The organism is Roseivivax marinus, from assembly GCF_900109705.1.
GTDB classification, from domain to species: Bacteria; Pseudomonadota; Alphaproteobacteria; order Rhodobacterales; family Rhodobacteraceae; genus Roseivivax; species Roseivivax marinus.
In genome coordinates this window covers 42,343-59,049 of the sequence record NZ_FOAI01000014.1, presented here as the reverse complement: position 1 = coordinate 59,049, position 16,707 = coordinate 42,343, and the positions used below count along the sequence as shown (strand labels likewise).

The window sequence follows — 16,707 nt, the reverse complement described above, 5'->3', positions numbered from 1 at the left end:
CGCTCAGGGCTCCCGGTCCCGGGGGAAGGCCGCCACGATTCGGCGGGAGGTGGCCTCGGGCGTCTCGCCCGCATCGAGGGTCAGAACGGGACGTCCAGCGATCGGCCCGGCCTCCGGTGTCGTGGAGCCGCCGCCCGTCACCACGCGCCGGCTGCCATCCGGAAGGCGGATCGGGTAGCGCCCGCGCGGGAGGGCGGCGAGCCCGCCATCGTCGATCCGCACCAACCTTGGCACGCGGGTCCGTGCAAGGTCGCCCAGGCATTCGCCGAGGTCCGGCCCGGGCGTATCGAACCCCGATGCGATCACCACCTCGGCGCCCCGCGGGGCCAACCGTTCGATCCGTGACAAGGACCGAGAGAGCTCCGGTTCAGTCTCGGCACCGCCCGCGGCCCGCTGCAAGGCCGCCGCGTGCGCCCGAACGAGGCCACCAATCACCTCCAGCATCCCGCGCGTCCGTCCGCGCGGCGGTACCGCCTCGGGCGCACCGCTGCCGATCGCCAGAAGGCCCACGCGGCCCCCCTCCTCCACCGCGCGCCAGCCGATCAGCGCCAGAGCCTCGGCTACTGCGACGGAGCGAAACGCGCGCCGCGTGCCCCACAGCATCGCCGGGCGCATGTCGGCGACCAGCAGCGTGACCCGATCGCGATCCTCCTGGAACTGGCGGACATGGAGCGAGCCGCGCCGAGCGGTCGCGCCCCGGTCGAGATGGCGGATGTCGTCTCCGGCCACGTAGTCGCGCACGTCCGCGACCTCCTGGCCATGGCCCCGCCGCCGGGTGACGAACCCGCCCGGCAGCGCCGCCAGGATCGGGTCGGCCTCGGCGCTGAGCGCGAGACGGCGCAGGGTGATCAGGTCCTCGGCACGCAGGGCCACGCCCGCCGCGGCGAGCGCACCCGCCGGCCCGCCCGACGCATCGGGCCGGGATGCGGCTCTCGCGCTCACAACGGTTCGACTCGGTCGAGGACGTCCGCGATGAGCGCCCGTGCGGTGCGTCCCTCGGACACCGCGCGCCATGTCAGGACGATCCGGTGCGCGAGCGCGTCGGGCGCCACCTCCGCCACGTCCTCGGGCAGGGCGTGGTCACGGCCTCGCAGGTAGGCGCGTGCCTTCGCGGCGGAGGCCAGCGCGAGCGACCCGCGCGGGCTGACGGCGTGCTGCACCTCGTCGCCGGTCGGCGGCACGCGCGTCGCCATCACCAGACGGACGATGTAGTCCCGCAGCGGCGGCGACAGGTGCACCGACATCGCCTCGGCCCGCGCGGACGCCAGCGCCTCCAGCGACAGGGGCTGAACGGGAACCGCGGCCGTGCGGCTTTCGGCCTCTACGAGATCGAGGATGCGCCGTTCAGTCTCGGCGTCGGGCAGGTCGAGCAGGACGTGCATCAGGAAACGGTCGAGCTGCGCCTCGGGCAACGGGAAGGTTCCGTCGTGCTCGATCGGGTTCTGGGTCGCGACCACGAGAAACGGATCCGGCAGCGCGTGCGTGGCTTCGCCGGCCGTGACCTGCCGCTCGGCCATCGCCTCGAGCAGCGCGGATTGCACCTTGGGCGGGGCGCGGTTGATCTCGTCCACGAGGACGAGGTTGTGAAAGACCGGACCGGGCACGAACTCGAACCGACCCTCGGCGGGGCGCCACACAGGCGTGCCGGTCAGGTCCGCGGGCATCAGGTCGGGCGTCGCCTGCACGCGGGCGAAGCTGCCCGCGACCGCGGCGGCGAGCCACTTGACCGCGCGTGTCTTGGCAAGGCCCGGCGCCCCTTCGACCAGCAGATGTCCCCCGGCCAGAAGCCCGATCAGCAGCCTGTCGATCAGGCGTTCGTGCCCGACAAGGCCCCGGGACAGATGCCGGGCCAGGTCCGCGACGCCGCCCTGGGGCGCGTGGGCTCCGTCGTTCATGCTGTATCCTCCGACGCACCCTCCCCGGCGCGCTCCTCTGTCCGAGCCTAGCGCGCGGCGCGGGGCTGCCGGAACACCTCACAAGGTCTAGGTGCGTCGGTCATCCCTTTTCGGACGCCGGCGGGGTCTCTCCCCGGCAGTCGGCGTCGAGGATGGGGGCAAAGCGCGCGTCGGCCATGCTGGCGGCGGTGCGCTCGATCAGCTCGGGCCAGCGCCTGCGGATGTCATCGAGAAACGCGGCCTCGGTGGTCTGCGCCACGTCCGAGGTGGCCACGGCATGCAGCATGAAGACGTCGAACTCGCACAGGCCGCGAGGGTTCGAGCCGAGCAGCCCGCGCATGAACGCCCGGCTGTCCCACGGCATCCGCGTCAGGTCGACGGGAAACTCCTCGAGCTTCGACAGGTATGGCGCGGAGCGGTCGAGATGCAGGATGTCCATGCCGAAGGTGAACGACTGGTAAAGCTCCTCGATCAGGATCGAGCGGTAAAAGTCTCTCTCCAACGGCGAGAGGCTGTCCGATCCCGGCTGCTTGACCATGATGTGCGTGCCGGAGCCGCGCCGACCGAAGAATGTCTGCGCCATCGCCGGGGAGGCCGCCGCGTAGACCCGGCCCTGCGGCAGGCCGAGTTGATGCACCGCGTTCATCCAGGTGAGGTCGTCGGTCAGCGCAGCGTTCGGCGGACGGTTCGAGAAGAGTCGAAGCACGACGACCCGCCCTGCCCCGCACAGCCGCGCCGTCGGTCCGGCAAAGCGCATCGGCACCGGCTTTCCGTGCGCCTCGTACATCAGCGCGCGGAACGCGGTGAGAACTTCGCGCGTGGCCTCCCGCGGCCGCTCTCCCACGAGGCAGAGCGACGCCCCGGCAAGGTCGCGGCCATTGATGCTCACAGGGATGGACAGATCGCGGCCGACCATCGTGGTGCGCAGCTCATATACCCACCCGCGGCGGGCGAGATCGAGAAACGCGTCCTGCTTGCTGTCCGCCGCGACCCTCGCCGCGGGCCATGACATCAGCGCCGCGAGCACGGCGCCTACCAAGAGCCGATACATCCCTGTCCTCCTCCACCTTCCCTTGGGTCAAAGACTAGGTCGGAGGTGGACGCGCGGCCAGTCACGACCGCTTGCGCGCAGGCGCGATCAGTTGATGGTTTCGGCAGTCTTCTTCGGCGACACCCGATAGACGAGGTCCGCGCCTTCAGACGAAGAATGCGCCGCCGCCTGTGCCTGCAACGCACCGTGATGCGGCGACTTGATGCAGACCGGATCGGTGGCGTTCGGGTCGCCGACGATCGCCATCGCCTGGCAGCGGCAGCCGCCGAAATCGACCGTCTTTCGCTCGCATGACTTGCACGGTTCCTGCATCCAGTCCGTGCCGCGATAGGCGTTGAACGCCGCGCCCTTGTACCAGATGTCGCGCAGCGGCCGCTCCGTCACCCGGTCGAAGGACAGGTGCGGAATCGACTCCGCGGCGTGGCACGGCAGCACCTTTCCGTCGGGCGTCACGTTCAGCCCGGTGGAGCCCCAACCGCCCATGCAGCGCTTGGGATAGTCCGAATGGTAGTCGGCGGGCACGTAGTCGATCACCAGAGTTCCCCTCAGGCGGGCCCGCGCCTCGGTGACGATCCGGTCGGCCTCGCGCGCCTGCTCCATCGTCGGCATGAGCGTGTCACGGTTCTTGAGCGCCCATCCGTGGAACTGCACGGTCGCGACCTCGATCCGGCGCGCGCCCATCTCGACAGCCAACTCCAGTGCACGCGGCAGTTGGTGAAGGTTGCGCCGGTGCAGAACCGCGTTGAGCGTCAGCGGAAAGCCGATGGCGCCGATCCACTCGGCCACCTGCATCTTGCGCTTGAAACCGCCGTTGTAGCCACCGATCTCGTCGGCCATCTCGGGCGTCGTGCCTTGCAACGACAGCTGAATGTGGTCGAGGCCGGCCTCGTCCAGCGCCTTCAGACGCCGTTCGGACAGGCCGATGCCGGAGGTAATGAGGTTCGTGTAGAGGCCCGCCTCGCGCGCCGTCGCCACCAGCTCTTCGAGGTCACGGCGCGACGCCGGCTCTCCGCCCGACAGGTGCAGTTGCAGGACGCCGAGGTCGGCGGCCTGCCGGAAGACGTCTTTCCAGGTGGCGGTGTCGATCTCCTGATCGATGCGCGCCAGCTCGACAGGGTTCGAGCAGTAGGGGCAGGACAGCGGGCAGCGGTGGGTCAGCTCCGCCAGCATGGCAATGGGCGGGCGGACGGTCGGCGTCTGAGCGTTCATTCTCGGACCTCCAGGAATCTGCGGTCGCGCAGCGCGCGGAGGAACCCGGCCGAGTCCTTGGCGATCTCCTCCTGAGGCGCGTCGTATTTTTCGGCCAGCGCGGCGGTGATCTCGGCAAAGCTGCGCGTGCCGTCGAGTTCGGTCAGGACCGCGTGCCCGATCTGGTCGAGCATGATGGCGCGTTCGGGCGCCAGCAACACCCACGATTCGCGCACCTTGTCGTGGTGCAGGCGCACGCCTCGCGGCAAGTAGGGAACCTCGTCGCCGTCCATCACGCGGCCCGCGCATCCAGAAGGCCGGTCCCAGGCTGCCAGCCGCCCGGCGGGATCCGGCCCGGCTCGACATAGGCCGAATGCAGCGCGTCCAGCTGCGACCACAGCACGTCGGTCTTGAAGATCAGCGCCTTTGCAGCGGCGTCCTGCTTTTCCTGCGTATCCGCTTGGTCGAGCACCCAGCCCAAGCCGAACGCCACGTCCTTGGGCGCTTCCTTGAGCCGGTTCTTGAAATAGGAGAGCGAGGAATCGTCCGCGAAATCGTAGTTCTTCAGCAGCCCTTCGATACGGTTCTGGTGGATCTTCGGAGCGAACAGCTCGGTCAGGGACGCCGCGACCGCCTCCAGCAGGCTCTTTTCCCGCACGAAACGGACGTAGGCATCCACGGCGAACTTCGTTGCGGGCAGCACGCCCTCGGTCGAGGCGACGTAGTCGGGATCGAGGCCGACTGCTTCGGCCAGTCGCAGCCAGCGGCGGATCCCGCCCTCGTTGGTGTCGGTGCCGTCGTGATCCTCGATGCGCGAGCGCCACTTGCGGCGCAGGTCCGGGTCCTCGACGCGCGACATGAAGGCCGCGTCCTTCATCGGGATCGAGTGCTGATAGTAGTAGCGGTTGATGACCCATGCCCGCACCTGGTCGGGCGTGCAGCCGCCGCCATGGAGCAGATCGTGGAACGGATGCAGGTCGTGATACCGCTCGGCGCCGATCTGCCGCAGGCGTGCCTCGAACTCGTCTCTCGTCTGGGTCATAGCGCGATCTCCATACCGTCCTGCCCGATGATCCAGCCGGCGGCCTCTGCCTCGGCCCGTTCCGCCGAATCCGGTCTCAGGACGGGGTTGGTGTTGTTCATGTGGACGAAGACGCGGGTGGCCACATCGAGGTCGGCGAAGGCCGCGATGGACCCGTCCGAACCGCTCATGGACATGTGGCCCATGCGCTTGCCGGTCTTCTGGCCAAGGCCCGCGCGTACCATCTCGTCGTCGGTCCAGAGGGTGCCGTCGAAAAACACCGTGGTCGCCCCGTCGAGCCGCGCGCGCAAGTCATCGGTCAACGTGGCGCAGCCGGGAATGTAATAGGCGGTGCGCCCCTCGGCCCGCAGCTCGACACCCACGGTCTGCTCGCCCAGCATCTCTGTCTCGACGGTCTCGCCTTCGAGGTAGAGCGGCACCTTGCCGGGCACGGCGAAGAGCGTTGCGGTCAGGCCCGGCGCGATCTCGGCCGGGGTGTCGAGCGCCACCTCGCGGCGAGTCACCACGTCGGGCCGAAGGGCGCCGAAGATCGGGTTCCCGGCGATGACCTCGTGGATCCCGCGGGTCGCGAACAGGTCGAACGGCTGAACCTCTCGCAGGGTCAGAAGCCCCGCGACATGGTCGATGTCACCGTTGGTCAGAAGAACCGAGGACAGCGGCAAATCGCGCAGCCCCGTCGGATGTAGCGGGGCGGCCGAGGCCATCTGCTGACGGATATCCGGCGATGCGTTCAGGATCGCCCAATCCGTTCCGTTTCCGGTCACGGCAAGCGAGGACTGCGTCTGTGGGGGGATGGTGCCGACGCGGGCGAGATTGCAGTTCTCGCACCCGCAATTCCATTGGGGCAGACCGCCACCGGCAGCTGCCCCAAGGATATGCGCGCGGAACGCCATTCACAGACCTCCCGCGCACAGGGTCATCAGAAGAGGACGCCGTCCTCTTCGGGACCGTACATGTTGATTTCCATGCCGCACTCGACTTCGCGGATGATGGGCTTCGTCCAGGCCATGATCTCCTCCTTCGGTCTTGGCTTTGACTGGCTAGAATGTGCGTAGCCGAGGGTGATCTTGCGAGTCTTATATCCTAAGAGGCACCCCTCCGATGGTCTTAGGGCCGGACCGGCACGATCCCCTCGATCAGGAAGCCGCGGTTGCGCACCGTCTTGATTTCAAATCCGAAATCCGAGGACGGATCCAGCTTGCGCCGCAGGTATCCGAGGTAGACGTCGACCACGTTCTCGTTCGTGGAGCCGTCCGCCCCCCAAAGCGCATCGAAGATCGCGCCACGCGACAAGGGCTCACCGGGCGTGGTGCAAAGAAAGGCCAGCAGATCGAATTCCCGCTGGGTCAAGGTAACGTCGCGCGTGGGCCCGATGACCTGCCGCGAGCGCGCGTCGATGGTGGCCGGACGGGGCCGCGCGGCCTCGGCCCGGCGCTCCTGCACCTTGAGGCGGGCGACCAGTTCCTCGAACGAGAACGGTTTGACGATGTAATCGTCCGCGCCGGCCTCCAATCCCGCCGCGCGGTCCTCGACCTCGGCCAGCGCCGAGAGCATCACCACCGGCAGGGGATGTCCCGCGGTGCGGATCGCGCGCACCAGGTCCAGGCCGCTTTCGCCGCCCAGCATCACGTCCACGATCGCCGCGCACAGGTCACCGTCGCGCAGCCGCGCCAGCGCACGGTCGGTGCGGTGCTCGGACACCGCGTCGTAGCCGTGCAGCGCCAGCCCACGTTCGAGGGCCGAGGTGATCTCGGGATCATCATCGACGATCAGGATGCGCGGTCCGGTCATGCGCCGGACCCTAGGCCGCCCGCGCCGGGAGGAAAACGGCGACGTTCGTTCCGGGTGCCTCGCCCAGCGCTTCGGTCGGGGGAACCGGGCTGACCAGCCGGATCGCACCGCCTTGCGCCTCGACCACCCAGCGGGCCAAGGCGAGTCCGATGCCGAAGCCCTCGGCCCGCGTGTCGCTGCGCCCCTGCACGAAGCGGTCGAACAAGGTGTCTGCGGCTTCGGGCGGTATGCCCGGACCGTTGTCGACGACGTGAACGGTGTGACCATCGCCCCCGCCGGTATCCGTCACCCGGACCGCCACCTGCCCGCCGCCGCGCGCGTGGCGGACCGCGTTTCGCACGAGCGATGAAATCACCTGCCGCGTCCAGTTTCGGTCGCCGGTGACCGGAGCGCTGCCTTCCGCCTCCACGGTCAGGACCATGCCGGCGCTTTCGACTTCGGCGCGCAGGTCCTCCGTCGCGGCACGTGCGACCTCGGCAAGGTCGAACTCGGTGCTGTCGAGGCTCAGCTGGCCGGTTTCGGACCGCGCCACCCGCAGCAGGTCGTCGATCCGCCGATTGAGCCGCTCGGCGCGCGCCTCGATCACCGCGAAGGACCGTTCGGGTTCGGGCGCCCCGGCACGGCCCAGCTCGGCCTCCATGCGGATGACGGTCAGGGGGGTGCGCAGCTCGTGGCTGATATCGGCGAAGAATCGGCGGCGGTCGCCATCGATCCGCGACAGCCGGTCGTTCGCCGCCCGCAATGCTTCGGTCCGCTCGGCCACCACGTCGTTCAGCCGCGCCCAGTCGTCGGCGACGCTCGCCTCTCGGGTGGCCAGCGCGTCGGCCATTCGATTGGTCTCGGCGAAGAGGTGACCGATCTCGTCCCGGCGGTCCACCGGCAGGCTTACCGCGAAATCCGCCTGCCCGATCCGTCGGGCCGCGTCGCGCAAGAGGTCGAGGCGCCTGAACTGCGGGCGCACCAGGCCGAGGTAGAAAAGTCCGAACAGCGCCACGGTCAACGCCGCGATCACGCCGGCCGCCAGCACCAGCCGCTGCCGCAGGTCGGCGATTCCGCGCAGGATCGCTTCGCGAAAACGCATCTCGGTCACCACCGCCTCGTTCAGGAGCGGATCGATTCCGGTGGCGAAAATGTCGATGAAACCCTGCAGACGCTCGCGGTCCTGCGTCTCGGAGAGGAAGCCGTCGCGCGCCGCGACAAACAGCGCCTGCATCCGCGCGATGCCGATGGACTGCGTGGCCCGCTGCGACTGCGCGTCCAGCCCGAGACGCCGGGCCTCCTCGACCGCGGTGGCAAGATCCGATTGCAGCCGGTCGAAGGTGCGCAGGATGTCCTCGGTCAGCAATTCCAGCCGGTCGGCACGCTGCGCGGGACTGAGCTGGGTCTGGATCGACTCGGTCGCCACGATCAGGAAGGTCGAGACCTGCGTGGACAGCGCAGAGTACCTTTCGACCCGGCGTTCGGCGGCAAGCGCCGCGTCCAGCCGGTCGCCGATCCGCGCCATGCCGACCACCAGCAGCGCGGCCGTCGCCAGCGTCGCGAGCCCGAGAAGCGCGGCACCGATCCCGAGCCGGACCTTCAGTCGCATGGCTGACCCTGCGTTAAGCGCCTGCCGAATTCGTGGGCGTCTGGTCGTCGGGTGCTCATTTTGCGGGCATCTTGCTGCAGTGCAGCATAACCGGACGGACCGAAACCTCGTTCGTTAAGGTCTTCGCGCTACCTTTGTCGCGCTTGCATACCGCAACCCGACCGAGGTGACACATGATAGAACTCCTCTTCGTGGCCTGTCTCAGCACGGCCCCCGAGCAATGCCAGGAACGCAGCCTGCTCTACACCGACGTGACGCCGATGACCTGCATGATGGGCGCTCAGCCCGAGCTGGCCAAGTGGGCGTTGACCCACCCCGGCTACCGCATCTCCGAATGGCGCTGCCAGTGGGCCAATGTGGCCGAACAGAAGACCTGATCCCGTGCGCGGCCCCGAATAGGGGAGGCTGTGGCCGCGTACACCCGATCCGAAGCGGACAGGATGGGCCCGAGGGCCCTTTTTTCTTGCCCGGACGGCGGGTCTGCATGTCCCCCCGGTTGACCCGGCGCTGTCACGGGCGTTGCCTGTATGGAAACCGGAGGACCTCATGCGCTGTTTCTACGCCCCCGAGACCGAGGGGCACGATCCCTCCTTTCGCATCACCCATGGCCGGGTTGTGCAGAACGCCGAGCGACCCGAACGCGCGCGGCTGCTGCAAAAGGGCCTGGCCGAGGTCCGTCTGACAACCGAGGAACCCGGAACCAATCCCCGCAGCGCGCTCGAGCGGGTGCATACGCCGCGCTTTCTCGACTATCTCGAGACGTGCTGGGACGAATGGCAGGCGCTGCCGGATGCGGGGCCGGAGGTGATCGGCAACGCGTTCCCGCGCAATGCCGCCGCGCGGTATCCGACCGGGCTAGTGGCGCGTGCGGGATGGCACGCGGCGGACGTCAGCGCCCCGATCGGGCCGCACAGCTGGACCGCGACCCGGCGTTCGGCCGACTGCGCGCTGGCCGCGGCAGACGCGGTTCTCGGTGGCGCGCGGACGGCCTATGCGCTTTGCCGTCCGCCCGGACATCACACCAGCGCCGAAGTCGCGGGCGGTCATTGCCTGTTGAACGTGTCGGCCATCGCCGCCGCCCATCTGCGAGAAACGCACGAGCGGGTGGCGATCCTCGACATCGACACCCATCACGGCAACGGTACACAAGATATCTTCTGGGAGCGGGGAGACGTGTTCTTCGCCTCGGTGCACACGGACCCGTCGGACTACTACCCCTTCTTCACCGGCTTCGCGGACGAGACCGGTGCGGGTGACGGCGTGGGCGCGACGCTGAACCTGCCGCTGCCCCGAACCACCGGGGGCATCAGCTGGTGCGCCTCGATCCATGATGCGCTCGAGCGGATCATCGCGTTCGACCCCGGGGCGCTGGTCGTGAGTCTCGGCCTCGACGCGCACACGGACGATCCGCTCAAGGGGATGCGGGTGGACGACTCGGGCTTCACGCGGGCGGGCGCTCTGATCGCCGACGCGGGGCTCCCGACGGTGTTCGTGCAAGAGGGTGGTTACCTGTCGGACAGCCTGCCATCGGCCCTGTCGTCCTTCATGGACGGCGTGTGCAGCATGGTCCGCTCGGGCTGATCTTCAGGCGGTGGCGGCCCGCCACCGCGCGCGACGTCCGGGTTCAGCCGCCAGACGGCCGCGTTAAGCGCACCGGCGACCGTGACCCAGGCGAGGTAAGGCAGGAACAGCAGGCCCGCGATCCAGTCCACGTCCCACAGCGCCACGCAGCTGGCCGCGACGGCGAGCCAGAGCGCCGCGAGCACGGCCATTCCGGCGCGGATATTGCGCAGCCCGAAGAACACCGGCGTCCACAGCGTGTTGAGCGCGATCTGCAAGGACCACAGCGCCATGGCCAGCGCGTTGTCCTCGGCCAGCGCGGCGCGGGCGCCGGCGGTCGCCATGCAGAGATAGAGCGTGGTCCATGCCACCGGGAACAGCCAGTCAGGCGGCGTCCAGGAGGGCTTGTTCAGGGTGCGATACCACTCTCCCGGGGGAAACATCGCCCCGGTCGTGCCGGCCGCGAAGCACGCGGCGAGAAAGATCACGAAAAGGACCCAGACCATGAGCGTCAGCTAGAGCGCGCCGAGGCGCGGATCAAGGCGGATCGCGCCGCGCGGCGGGTGCGCGTGGCGTTGGCCAGCGCATCCATCAGCGTATCGGGACGTTCCCGCTGGGCCGGCCGAGCCGCCGCGGCGTCGATCAAAAACGCACATTCGGGCAGGGGCCGCGCGAATAGGACCGCCGAGCGCGGCATCACCAGCGAAGCCGTCGCACGGCCCGAGGACAGCGCGAGCCAGCCGAGCTTTTGCGCGCGGGTGGTCCGGGCGCGACCGCCGATGCTGTCGCATCCGCGATCCAGAACGGCTGCGCCGATCCCGGCATAGATGTGCCGGGCGGCGTAGATCCCCGGGCGGCACGAGACGGGCAGGGCGCCGATCCCGGCCTCGGCCCGCCAGTAGAGCCGGTTCGCCTGCACCACGAGGTCGCGGACGATCTTGCGCACCGCGCGACCGGGCTTCGGATCGGCGATGAAGGCATCGGGATCTATGCCCGCGTCATGAAGCCAGTCCGTCGGAAGATAGATCCGCCCTTCGGTCGCATCCTCTCCGACGTCCCGGGCGATGTTGGTCAGCTGCATCGCCACGCCCAGATCACAGGCCCGCGCGAGGGTGTCCGGATCGCGCACCCGCATCAGAACGCACATCATCGCACCCACCGCCGCCGCGACACGGGCCGAGTAGGCGTGGACATCGGACAGCGTCGCATAGCGGCGACCTTCCGCATCCCAGGCGAGCCCCTCGAGCAAGGCCTCGGGCAGGGCGCGCGGCATCTCGAAGGACTCGACCACCGCGGTGAAGGCCCGGTCGGGGGCAGCGTCCTCGGGGCGTCCGGCATAGACCCGGTCGAGGCGGTCGCGCAGCCGATCCACCGCCGCGGCCTTGTCGGCGCGCAAATCCACCGCGTCGTCGGCCAGGCGGCAGAACGCATAGAGCGCCAGCGCCGGATCCCGGACCCGCGCCGGCAAGAGGCGCGAGGCCGCGTGGAAGGACAGGGAGCCGTGGCGGATCGCCTCTCGGCAGGCCTCCAGATCGTCGGGACGAATCATGCGCGCACCTCTGCGGGATCGGGGACCAGTTGAGCCAGAACCTCGGCCGACGAGATCACGCCGGGCAGGCCCGCGCCGGGATGCGTGCCCGCGCCGACGAGGAACAGGCCCTCGATCTCTTCGCTGACATTGTGCGGCCGGAACCATGCGCTTTGCAGGATGCGCGGCTCGATGGAGAACCCGGTCCCGAACGGCGACAGGTATCGGGTACCGAAATCGGCGGGCGTCAGAATCTCCTGCGCCCCGAGGTGCTCGCCGAGACCGGGCAGCAACTGGCGCTCGACCGTTTCCTGCACGCGGCGGCGATAGCCTTCCCGCTCCACTTCCCAGTCGACGGAATCGGCGTGGCCGAGATGCGGAACCGGCGACAGGACGTAGAAGGTGTCGTCGCCTTCGGGCGCGACGCTCGGATCGGTCACACTGGGGCGGTGGACATAGAGCGACATGTCCTCGGGCAGGGCGCCCCGGTCGAAGATGTCGCGCACAAGTCCCTCGTACCGCGGGCCGTTGAGGATCGTGTGGTGACCGACATCAGGCCACAGCTCGCGTGTGCCCCTGGTGCCGAAGTACCAGACGAAAAGGCCCATGGACCATCGGCAGCGGTCGAGCTTGTCGTCGGTCCAGCGCCAGCGGTGAGTGCGGCGCAGCAGATGCTGATAGGTGTGCCCGGCATCGGCGTTCGACACCACGATGTCGGCGTCGATCACCTCTCCTCCGGCGAGACGGACACCCGTCGCGCGTTCGCCCCGCACGACGATCTCGTCGACCTCGGCCCCGAGCCGCACCAGACCGCCCTGTTCTCCGACGATCCGGGCCATCACGCGCGCGATCTCGGCCACGCCGCCCATGGCGTAGTGCACACCGAACGCGCTCTCCAGATGACTGACGAGCGTATACATCGACGTCACATTGAACGGATCGCCGCCGATGAAGAGAGGGTGGAACGACAGCGCCATCCGAAGCCGCGGATCCTTCACCCGACGCGCCACGTGGGCATGGACGGAGCGATCCGCCCGCATCCGCGCGAAGGTGGGCAGGACGGCAAACAGGTCCCGCAGCTTGTGCATCGAACGGCGACCGAGGTCCTCGAACCCGAACCAGTAGCGCGCTTCGGCGTCCTTCAGGAATTTTTCGTATCCCGGCAGATCACCGGGCGAGAGACGAGACACCTCGTTGCGCATGGCGTCGGGATCCTGCCGCGCGGCGTAGCGCGACCCGTCCGGCCAGCGAATCTCGTAGAACGGATCGAGGGCGCGCAGATCGATATCGTCGTGAAAGCGCCGGCCCGTGGCGGCCCAGAGTTCCTTGAACACCTGCGGCACGGTGACGATGGTCGGCCCCAGGTCGAACCTGTGCCCGTCCCGCCAGAGTGCCGAGCCGCGACCGCCCGGGACGTCGAGCCGGTCAAGCACGGTGACCCGGTAGCCCAAAGCGCCCAGCCGCATGGCGGACGCAAGCCCGCCCAGCCCGGCGCCGATCACGACGGCATGGGGCCGCGTGGTTCGCTCCGTGCGCGCGAGGCTGGGGTCGAACTCGGTCATGGCATGAAGCGTAGCGGTGTCCAGTCAACCTGACAATCACCGCGACAATGCGCCACGAGGCTTTTCACACGCGCGTCATTGTGTCAGCCTTGGTTGACACGAGACCTGAACGGGACAGCGATGCAGACGGTCAGCCTGAGCTTCTTTCGCTTCGCGGACCTGCCGGGGCGGCTCTGGGCCTTTGCCATGATGGGGCTGGGGCGCCGCGCGCTGGCCCGCACACCGGGAATCGGTTTCTGGAAGCTCTGCGGCTCCGGCACCGGAGAGGGTTTCACCCCGATCCCGAACACCGGCGTCTATGCCATCCTCGCCACCTGGCCAGACCTCGAGACTGCGCGCATGGCGGTTGCCGATGCACCGCTCTGGCAGCGATACCAGGCCCGCGCGGTCGAAGCGTGGACCCTTTTCCTTTCGCCTGTTTCCAGCCGCGGCGCCTGGAGCGGGCAGGCCCCGTTCGAGCCGCGGGCGACCCAGTCCGGGACAGGTCCGCTGGCGGCGCTCACCCGCGCCACCTTGCGGCCCCGGGCGCTGCTGCAGTTCTGGAAGGCGCAACCGGACATCGGCCGCGCCATCGGCGAGGATCCCTCCGTGATCTTCAAGGCCGGGATCGGGGAGGTGCCGTTGATGCGGCAGATCACTGTCTCGGTCTGGCCCGACGCCGCGGCCATGGCGCGGTTCGCCCGGACGGACGGCCCCCATGCCCGCGCCATCCGCGCCGTGCGCGACGGCGACTGGTTCCGCGAAGAGCTTTACGCCCGCTTCCGAGTCGTCGGAGAGGCCGGCACGTGGGAGGGCCAAAGCCCTCGCATCCCCCAAGAGGTGACTCCATGAGACACGCCTATCCGTTCTCGGCCCTCGTCGGGCAGGACGCCATGAAACGCGCGATGATCCTCACCGCGGTCGATCCCGGCATCGGCGGTGTGCTGGTGCTGGGCGACCGAGGCACCGGCAAATCCACCGCCGTTCGCGCGCTTGCCGCGCTGCTGCCGCCGATCGAAGTCGTCGCGGGATCGCCCACCAACGCCGCAGCGCCGGAGATGCAGGCGGACTGGGAGGCGCCCGGCGAGGCTCTGCACGAGGTACCGACGCCCGTGGTCGACCTTCCGCTCGGCGCGACCGAGGACAGGGTAGTCGGCGCACTCGACATCGAACGCGCCCTATCGCGTGGCGAGAAGGCCTTCGAGCCCGGTCTGCTGGCGCGCGCCAACCGCGGGTATCTCTACATCGACGAGGTGAACCTTCTGGAGGATCACGTCGTCGATCTGCTGCTGGACGTGGCCCAGTCTGGCGAGAACGTCATCGAACGCGAGGGTCTTTCGGTCCGGCACGATGCACGCTTCGTTCTGGTCGGATCCGGCAACCCGGAAGAGGGCGAGCTGAGGCCGCAGTTGCTCGACAGGTTCGGTCTCTCGGTCGAGGTCGGATCGCCCACCGACGTGGAGGAACGCATCGAGGTGATCCGCCGCCGCGTGGCCTTCGAAGCCGATCCGGCGGCTTTCGTCTCGAAATGGGCACCGGAGGACGCCGCTATCCGTGACGGGATCCTTGCCGGGCGTCGCGCGCTCGCCGGGGTCGACATGCCGGACGTCGCGTTGCGCGATTGCGCCGAACTGTGCCTCGCGCTCGGGTCCGACGGACTCCGCGGAGAGCTGACCCTTGCGCGCACGGCCCGCGCGCTTGCGGCCTATTCCGGGGCTGACCGGATCGAACGCGAGCATCTGCGCGCCGTCGCGCCGATGGCGCTCGGGCACCGGCTGCGGCGGGATCCTCTGGACGAGGCGGGATCGCAGGCCCGCGTCGGCCGCGCGGTGGACGACGTATTGGCATGAGGCAGGATACGCGCGAGCCGTGGGTCGCCGGCCAACTGGCCGCGACGATGCTCGCGGTCGATCCCGCCGGTCTTGGCGGGATACATCTGCGCGCGCGGGCGGGCCCGGTTCGGGACGCATTTCTTGCGGGGTTGCCGTCGGTGCTGACGCCCTGGCATCGGATCACGCCCGGCATCGACGATGCGCAACTTCTCGGCGGCGTCGACGTCGGGGCGAGCCTCGCGGCGGGCCGTCGGATCGAGACCGCCGGTGTGCTGGATCGGGCGGGTGCCGTGATCCTGTCAATGGCGGAACGCTGTCCGCCGGATCTTTCGGCGCGGCTCGGCCAGGCGCTCGACCGCGGCGCGGGTCCGCTGGTGTTGCTCGATGAAGGCGCGGAGCCGGACGAGGCGGCGCCCGAGGGCCTGTGCGACCGGCTGGCCTTTCACCTCGACCTCGAGCAGGTGCGGGCGGCCGACATGGCCGACGTGGCCCTCGGCGAGGACGAGATCGACAGGGCGCGCCTCCGCCTGCCCGACATCGCGGTGCCCGACGCCGGGCTTCGCGAGTTGACCGGCGCGGCAATTCAACTGGGTATTCCGGGGCTGCGCGCCGTCCTTCTGGCGGTGGCCGCCGCGCGCGCGCATGCGGCCCTGTGCCAGCGCGACGCCGTCGCGGCAGAGGACCTTCAGATCGCCGCCGCGCTGGTCTACGCCTCGCGCGCCACGCAACTGCCGCCAGAGCACGAAGAGGCCCCCGACGAGAGCCCCGACCCGGCGGATACCGAGCCGACCGAGAATGCCGCAGACGAAGACCCGATGGACGCGCCGCCGCCCGAGGTCGTGCTGGACGCGGTCCGCGCTCTCTTGCCGCCGGGTGTTCTGGAAAGCCGCGCATCACGGGCCGCCCGCAGGGCCGCCGGGACCGGGCAGGGCGCCCGTGCCAAGGGAACGCAACGAGGCCGGCCGTTGCCGTCGCGGCCCGGACGGCGCCACGGCGGCGCGCGGATCGACCTCGTGGCGACACTCCGCGCCGCGGTGCCCTGGCAGGCGCTGCGCCGGCAGGAAGCACCCGACCGCACCGGGGTGATTGTCCGCGCCTCGGATATCCATCTTCGCCGGTTCGAGCGACGTACCGAGCGGCTGGTCATCTTTTGCGTGGACGCCTCCGGTTCGGCGGCACTCGCCCGCATGGCCGAGGCCAAGGGTGCGGTCGAACTGATGCTCGCCGATGCCTACGCGCGGCGCGACCGCGTGGCCCTGATCGCCTTTCGCGGCGACAGCGCCGATCTGCTTCTGCCGCCGACGCGGTCCCTCGTGCAGGCGAAACGCCGTCTCGCGGCGCTGCCGGGTGGGGGGGCCACGCCGTTGGCCGCAGGACTGGATGCGGCACGGGCCGTCGCGGACCGCGCCCGGCGCGCGGGGCAGGCGCCCGCGCTCGCCCTTCTGACCGACGGGCGCGCGAACGTCGCGCTCTCGGGGGCGCAGGACCGGGCCGCCGCGATGGACGATGCCCGCGCCGCGGCGCAGAGGATCCGCGCGCTTGGCCTCGACGGCGCGGTAATCGACACCGGCGCCCGCCCCCGGCCGGAACTGGCTGAATTGGCAGCCGCGATGGGCCTGCCATGCCTCGCCCTGCCGCGCGCCGATGCCCACCGGCTGAAATCCGGCCTCGATGCCGCCCTGGGGACCTGA

At 69.6% G+C, this 16,707-nt stretch carries 17 protein-coding genes and 1 pseudogene; 5 read left to right on the top strand and 13 right to left on the bottom strand.

The window, feature by feature from the left end; genetic code table 11:
• Window positions 1-3: 3 nt before the first annotated feature.
• The 10 genes from BMX29_RS15620 to BMX29_RS15575 form a co-directional block, all read right to left on the bottom strand.
• Entirely contained in the window at window positions 4-942 is a 939-nt protein-coding gene (locus tag BMX29_RS15620; RefSeq protein ID WP_244889260.1) for a DUF58 domain-containing protein, read from the bottom strand.
• The gene (locus BMX29_RS15615; RefSeq protein ID WP_092814615.1) at window positions 939-1,895 is read right to left on the bottom strand and encodes an AAA family ATPase; all 957 of its coding nucleotides are present in this window, start codon (window positions 1,893-1,895) and stop codon (window positions 939-941) included. The genes BMX29_RS15620 and BMX29_RS15615 overlap by 4 nt, the downstream gene beginning before the upstream one ends.
• Before the next feature lie 100 nt (window positions 1,896-1,995).
• The gene (locus BMX29_RS15610) at window positions 1,996-2,946 is read right to left on the bottom strand and encodes a hypothetical protein (RefSeq protein WP_092814612.1); all 951 of its coding nucleotides are present in this window, start codon (window positions 2,944-2,946) and stop codon (window positions 1,996-1,998) included.
• An 87-nt stretch (window positions 2,947-3,033) separates the two neighbouring features.
• The gene (pqqE, locus tag BMX29_RS15605; protein WP_092814609.1) at window positions 3,034-4,155 is read right to left on the bottom strand and encodes a pyrroloquinoline quinone biosynthesis protein PqqE; all 1,122 of its coding nucleotides are present in this window, start codon (window positions 4,153-4,155) and stop codon (window positions 3,034-3,036) included.
• Window positions 4,152-4,427, bottom strand: a complete 276-nt coding sequence (gene pqqD, locus BMX29_RS15600) for a pyrroloquinoline quinone biosynthesis peptide chaperone PqqD (protein WP_043844079.1) — start codon at window positions 4,425-4,427, stop codon at window positions 4,152-4,154. The genes pqqE and pqqD overlap by 4 nt, the downstream gene beginning before the upstream one ends.
• Window positions 4,427-5,176, bottom strand: a complete 750-nt coding sequence (gene pqqC / locus BMX29_RS15595) for a pyrroloquinoline-quinone synthase PqqC (RefSeq protein WP_043844081.1) — start codon at window positions 5,174-5,176, stop codon at window positions 4,427-4,429. The genes pqqD and pqqC overlap by 1 nt, the downstream gene beginning before the upstream one ends.
• On the bottom strand, window positions 5,173-6,069 hold the full coding sequence (gene pqqB, locus BMX29_RS15590; protein ID WP_092814606.1) for a pyrroloquinoline quinone biosynthesis protein PqqB: 897 nt from the start codon (window positions 6,067-6,069) through the stop codon (window positions 5,173-5,175). Before pqqB ends, pqqC begins: the two co-directional genes overlap by 4 nt.
• Before the next feature lie 26 nt (window positions 6,070-6,095).
• Window positions 6,096-6,185 (bottom strand): pyrroloquinoline quinone precursor peptide PqqA, encoded by a 90-nt coding sequence (gene pqqA / locus BMX29_RS15585; RefSeq protein ID WP_043844084.1) that lies wholly within the window; start codon window positions 6,183-6,185, stop codon window positions 6,096-6,098.
• A 98-nt stretch (window positions 6,186-6,283) separates the two neighbouring features.
• The gene (locus tag BMX29_RS15580) at window positions 6,284-6,967 is read right to left on the bottom strand and encodes a response regulator transcription factor (protein ID WP_092814603.1); all 684 of its coding nucleotides are present in this window, start codon (window positions 6,965-6,967) and stop codon (window positions 6,284-6,286) included.
• Window positions 6,968-6,977: 10 nt separating this feature from the next.
• Entirely contained in the window at window positions 6,978-8,555 is a 1,578-nt protein-coding gene (locus BMX29_RS15575; RefSeq protein ID WP_092814601.1) for a sensor histidine kinase, read from the bottom strand.
• 173 nt (window positions 8,556-8,728) lie between these two features.
• Between BMX29_RS15575 and BMX29_RS15570 the strand changes: the two genes are divergently transcribed.
• Window positions 8,729-8,932, top strand: a complete 204-nt coding sequence (locus BMX29_RS15570) for a hypothetical protein (protein WP_092814598.1) — start codon at window positions 8,729-8,731, stop codon at window positions 8,930-8,932.
• Window positions 8,933-9,101: 169 nt separating this feature from the next.
• On the top strand, window positions 9,102-10,136 hold the full coding sequence (locus tag BMX29_RS15565; RefSeq protein WP_092814595.1) for a histone deacetylase family protein: 1,035 nt from the start codon (window positions 9,102-9,104) through the stop codon (window positions 10,134-10,136).
• 26 nt (window positions 10,137-10,162) lie between these two features.
• Here the strand turns inward: BMX29_RS15565 and tspO are convergent.
• The 3 genes and pseudogenes from tspO to BMX29_RS15550 form a co-directional block, all read right to left on the bottom strand.
• Window positions 10,163-10,621: pseudogene (tspO, locus tag BMX29_RS15560) on the bottom strand (tryptophan-rich sensory protein TspO); the annotation flags it as partial.
• Window positions 10,622-10,626: 5 nt separating this feature from the next.
• The gene (gene crtB / locus BMX29_RS15555; protein ID WP_092814589.1) at window positions 10,627-11,664 is read right to left on the bottom strand and encodes a 15-cis-phytoene synthase; all 1,038 of its coding nucleotides are present in this window, start codon (window positions 11,662-11,664) and stop codon (window positions 10,627-10,629) included.
• Window positions 11,661-13,205, bottom strand: a complete 1,545-nt coding sequence (locus BMX29_RS15550; protein ID WP_092814586.1) for a phytoene desaturase — start codon at window positions 13,203-13,205, stop codon at window positions 11,661-11,663. Before BMX29_RS15550 ends, crtB begins: the two co-directional genes overlap by 4 nt.
• Before the next feature lie 120 nt (window positions 13,206-13,325).
• On the opposite strand from BMX29_RS15550, the gene crtA reads away from it, so the two are divergent.
• Genes crtA through BMX29_RS15535 form a run of 3 tightly spaced genes read left to right on the top strand, consistent with a single transcriptional unit; the run spans window position 13,326 to window position 16,707 of the window.
• A complete protein-coding gene (crtA, locus tag BMX29_RS15545) occupies window positions 13,326-14,036 on the top strand; it encodes a spheroidene monooxygenase (protein ID WP_092814584.1) in 711 nt (236 codons plus the stop codon).
• Window positions 14,033-15,034 carry a magnesium chelatase ATPase subunit I gene (gene bchI / locus BMX29_RS15540; protein WP_092814581.1) on the top strand — a complete coding sequence of 334 codons (1,002 nt, stop codon included), beginning with the start codon at window positions 14,033-14,035 and terminating at the stop codon, window positions 15,032-15,034. Before crtA ends, bchI begins: the two co-directional genes overlap by 4 nt.
• Window positions 15,031-16,707, top strand: coding sequence for a magnesium chelatase subunit D (locus tag BMX29_RS15535; protein WP_092814578.1), 1,677 nt, complete (start codon window positions 15,031-15,033; stop codon window positions 16,705-16,707). Before bchI ends, BMX29_RS15535 begins: the two co-directional genes overlap by 4 nt.

Bases quoted from the DNA above. Each gene is read 5' to 3' on its own strand.
- BMX29_RS15550 (WP_092814586.1), bottom strand. From the start codon at position 13,205: ATGACCGAGTTCGACCCCAGCCTCGCGCGCACGGAGCGAACCACGCGG.
- pqqC (WP_043844081.1), bottom strand. From the start codon at position 5,176: ATGACCCAGACGAGAGACGAGTTCGAGGCACGCCTGCGGCAGATCGGC.
- pqqD (WP_043844079.1), bottom strand. From the start codon at position 4,427: ATGGACGGCGACGAGGTTCCCTACTTGCCGCGAGGCGTGCGCCTGCAC.
- BMX29_RS15615 (WP_092814615.1), bottom strand. From the start codon at position 1,895: ATGAACGACGGAGCCCACGCGCCCCAGGGCGGCGTCGCGGACCTGGCC.
- BMX29_RS15575 (WP_092814601.1), bottom strand. From the start codon at position 8,555: ATGCGACTGAAGGTCCGGCTCGGGATCGGTGCCGCGCTTCTCGGGCTC.
- pqqE (WP_092814609.1), bottom strand. From the start codon at position 4,155: ATGAACGCTCAGACGCCGACCGTCCGCCCGCCCATTGCCATGCTGGCG.
- bchI (WP_092814581.1), top strand. From the start codon at position 14,033: ATGAGACACGCCTATCCGTTCTCGGCCCTCGTCGGGCAGGACGCCATG.
- pqqA (WP_043844084.1), bottom strand. From the start codon at position 6,185: ATGGCCTGGACGAAGCCCATCATCCGCGAAGTCGAGTGCGGCATGGAA.
- BMX29_RS15570 (WP_092814598.1), top strand. From the start codon at position 8,729: ATGATAGAACTCCTCTTCGTGGCCTGTCTCAGCACGGCCCCCGAGCAA.
- pqqB (WP_092814606.1), bottom strand. From the start codon at position 6,069: ATGGCGTTCCGCGCGCATATCCTTGGGGCAGCTGCCGGTGGCGGTCTG.
- crtB (WP_092814589.1), bottom strand. From the start codon at position 11,664: ATGATTCGTCCCGACGATCTGGAGGCCTGCCGAGAGGCGATCCGCCAC.
- BMX29_RS15580 (WP_092814603.1), bottom strand. From the start codon at position 6,967: ATGACCGGACCGCGCATCCTGATCGTCGATGATGATCCCGAGATCACC.
- BMX29_RS15565 (WP_092814595.1), top strand. From the start codon at position 9,102: ATGCGCTGTTTCTACGCCCCCGAGACCGAGGGGCACGATCCCTCCTTT.
- BMX29_RS15535 (WP_092814578.1), top strand. From the start codon at position 15,031: ATGAGGCAGGATACGCGCGAGCCGTGGGTCGCCGGCCAACTGGCCGCG.
- crtA (WP_092814584.1), top strand. From the start codon at position 13,326: ATGCAGACGGTCAGCCTGAGCTTCTTTCGCTTCGCGGACCTGCCGGGG.
- BMX29_RS15610 (WP_092814612.1), bottom strand. From the start codon at position 2,946: ATGTATCGGCTCTTGGTAGGCGCCGTGCTCGCGGCGCTGATGTCATGG.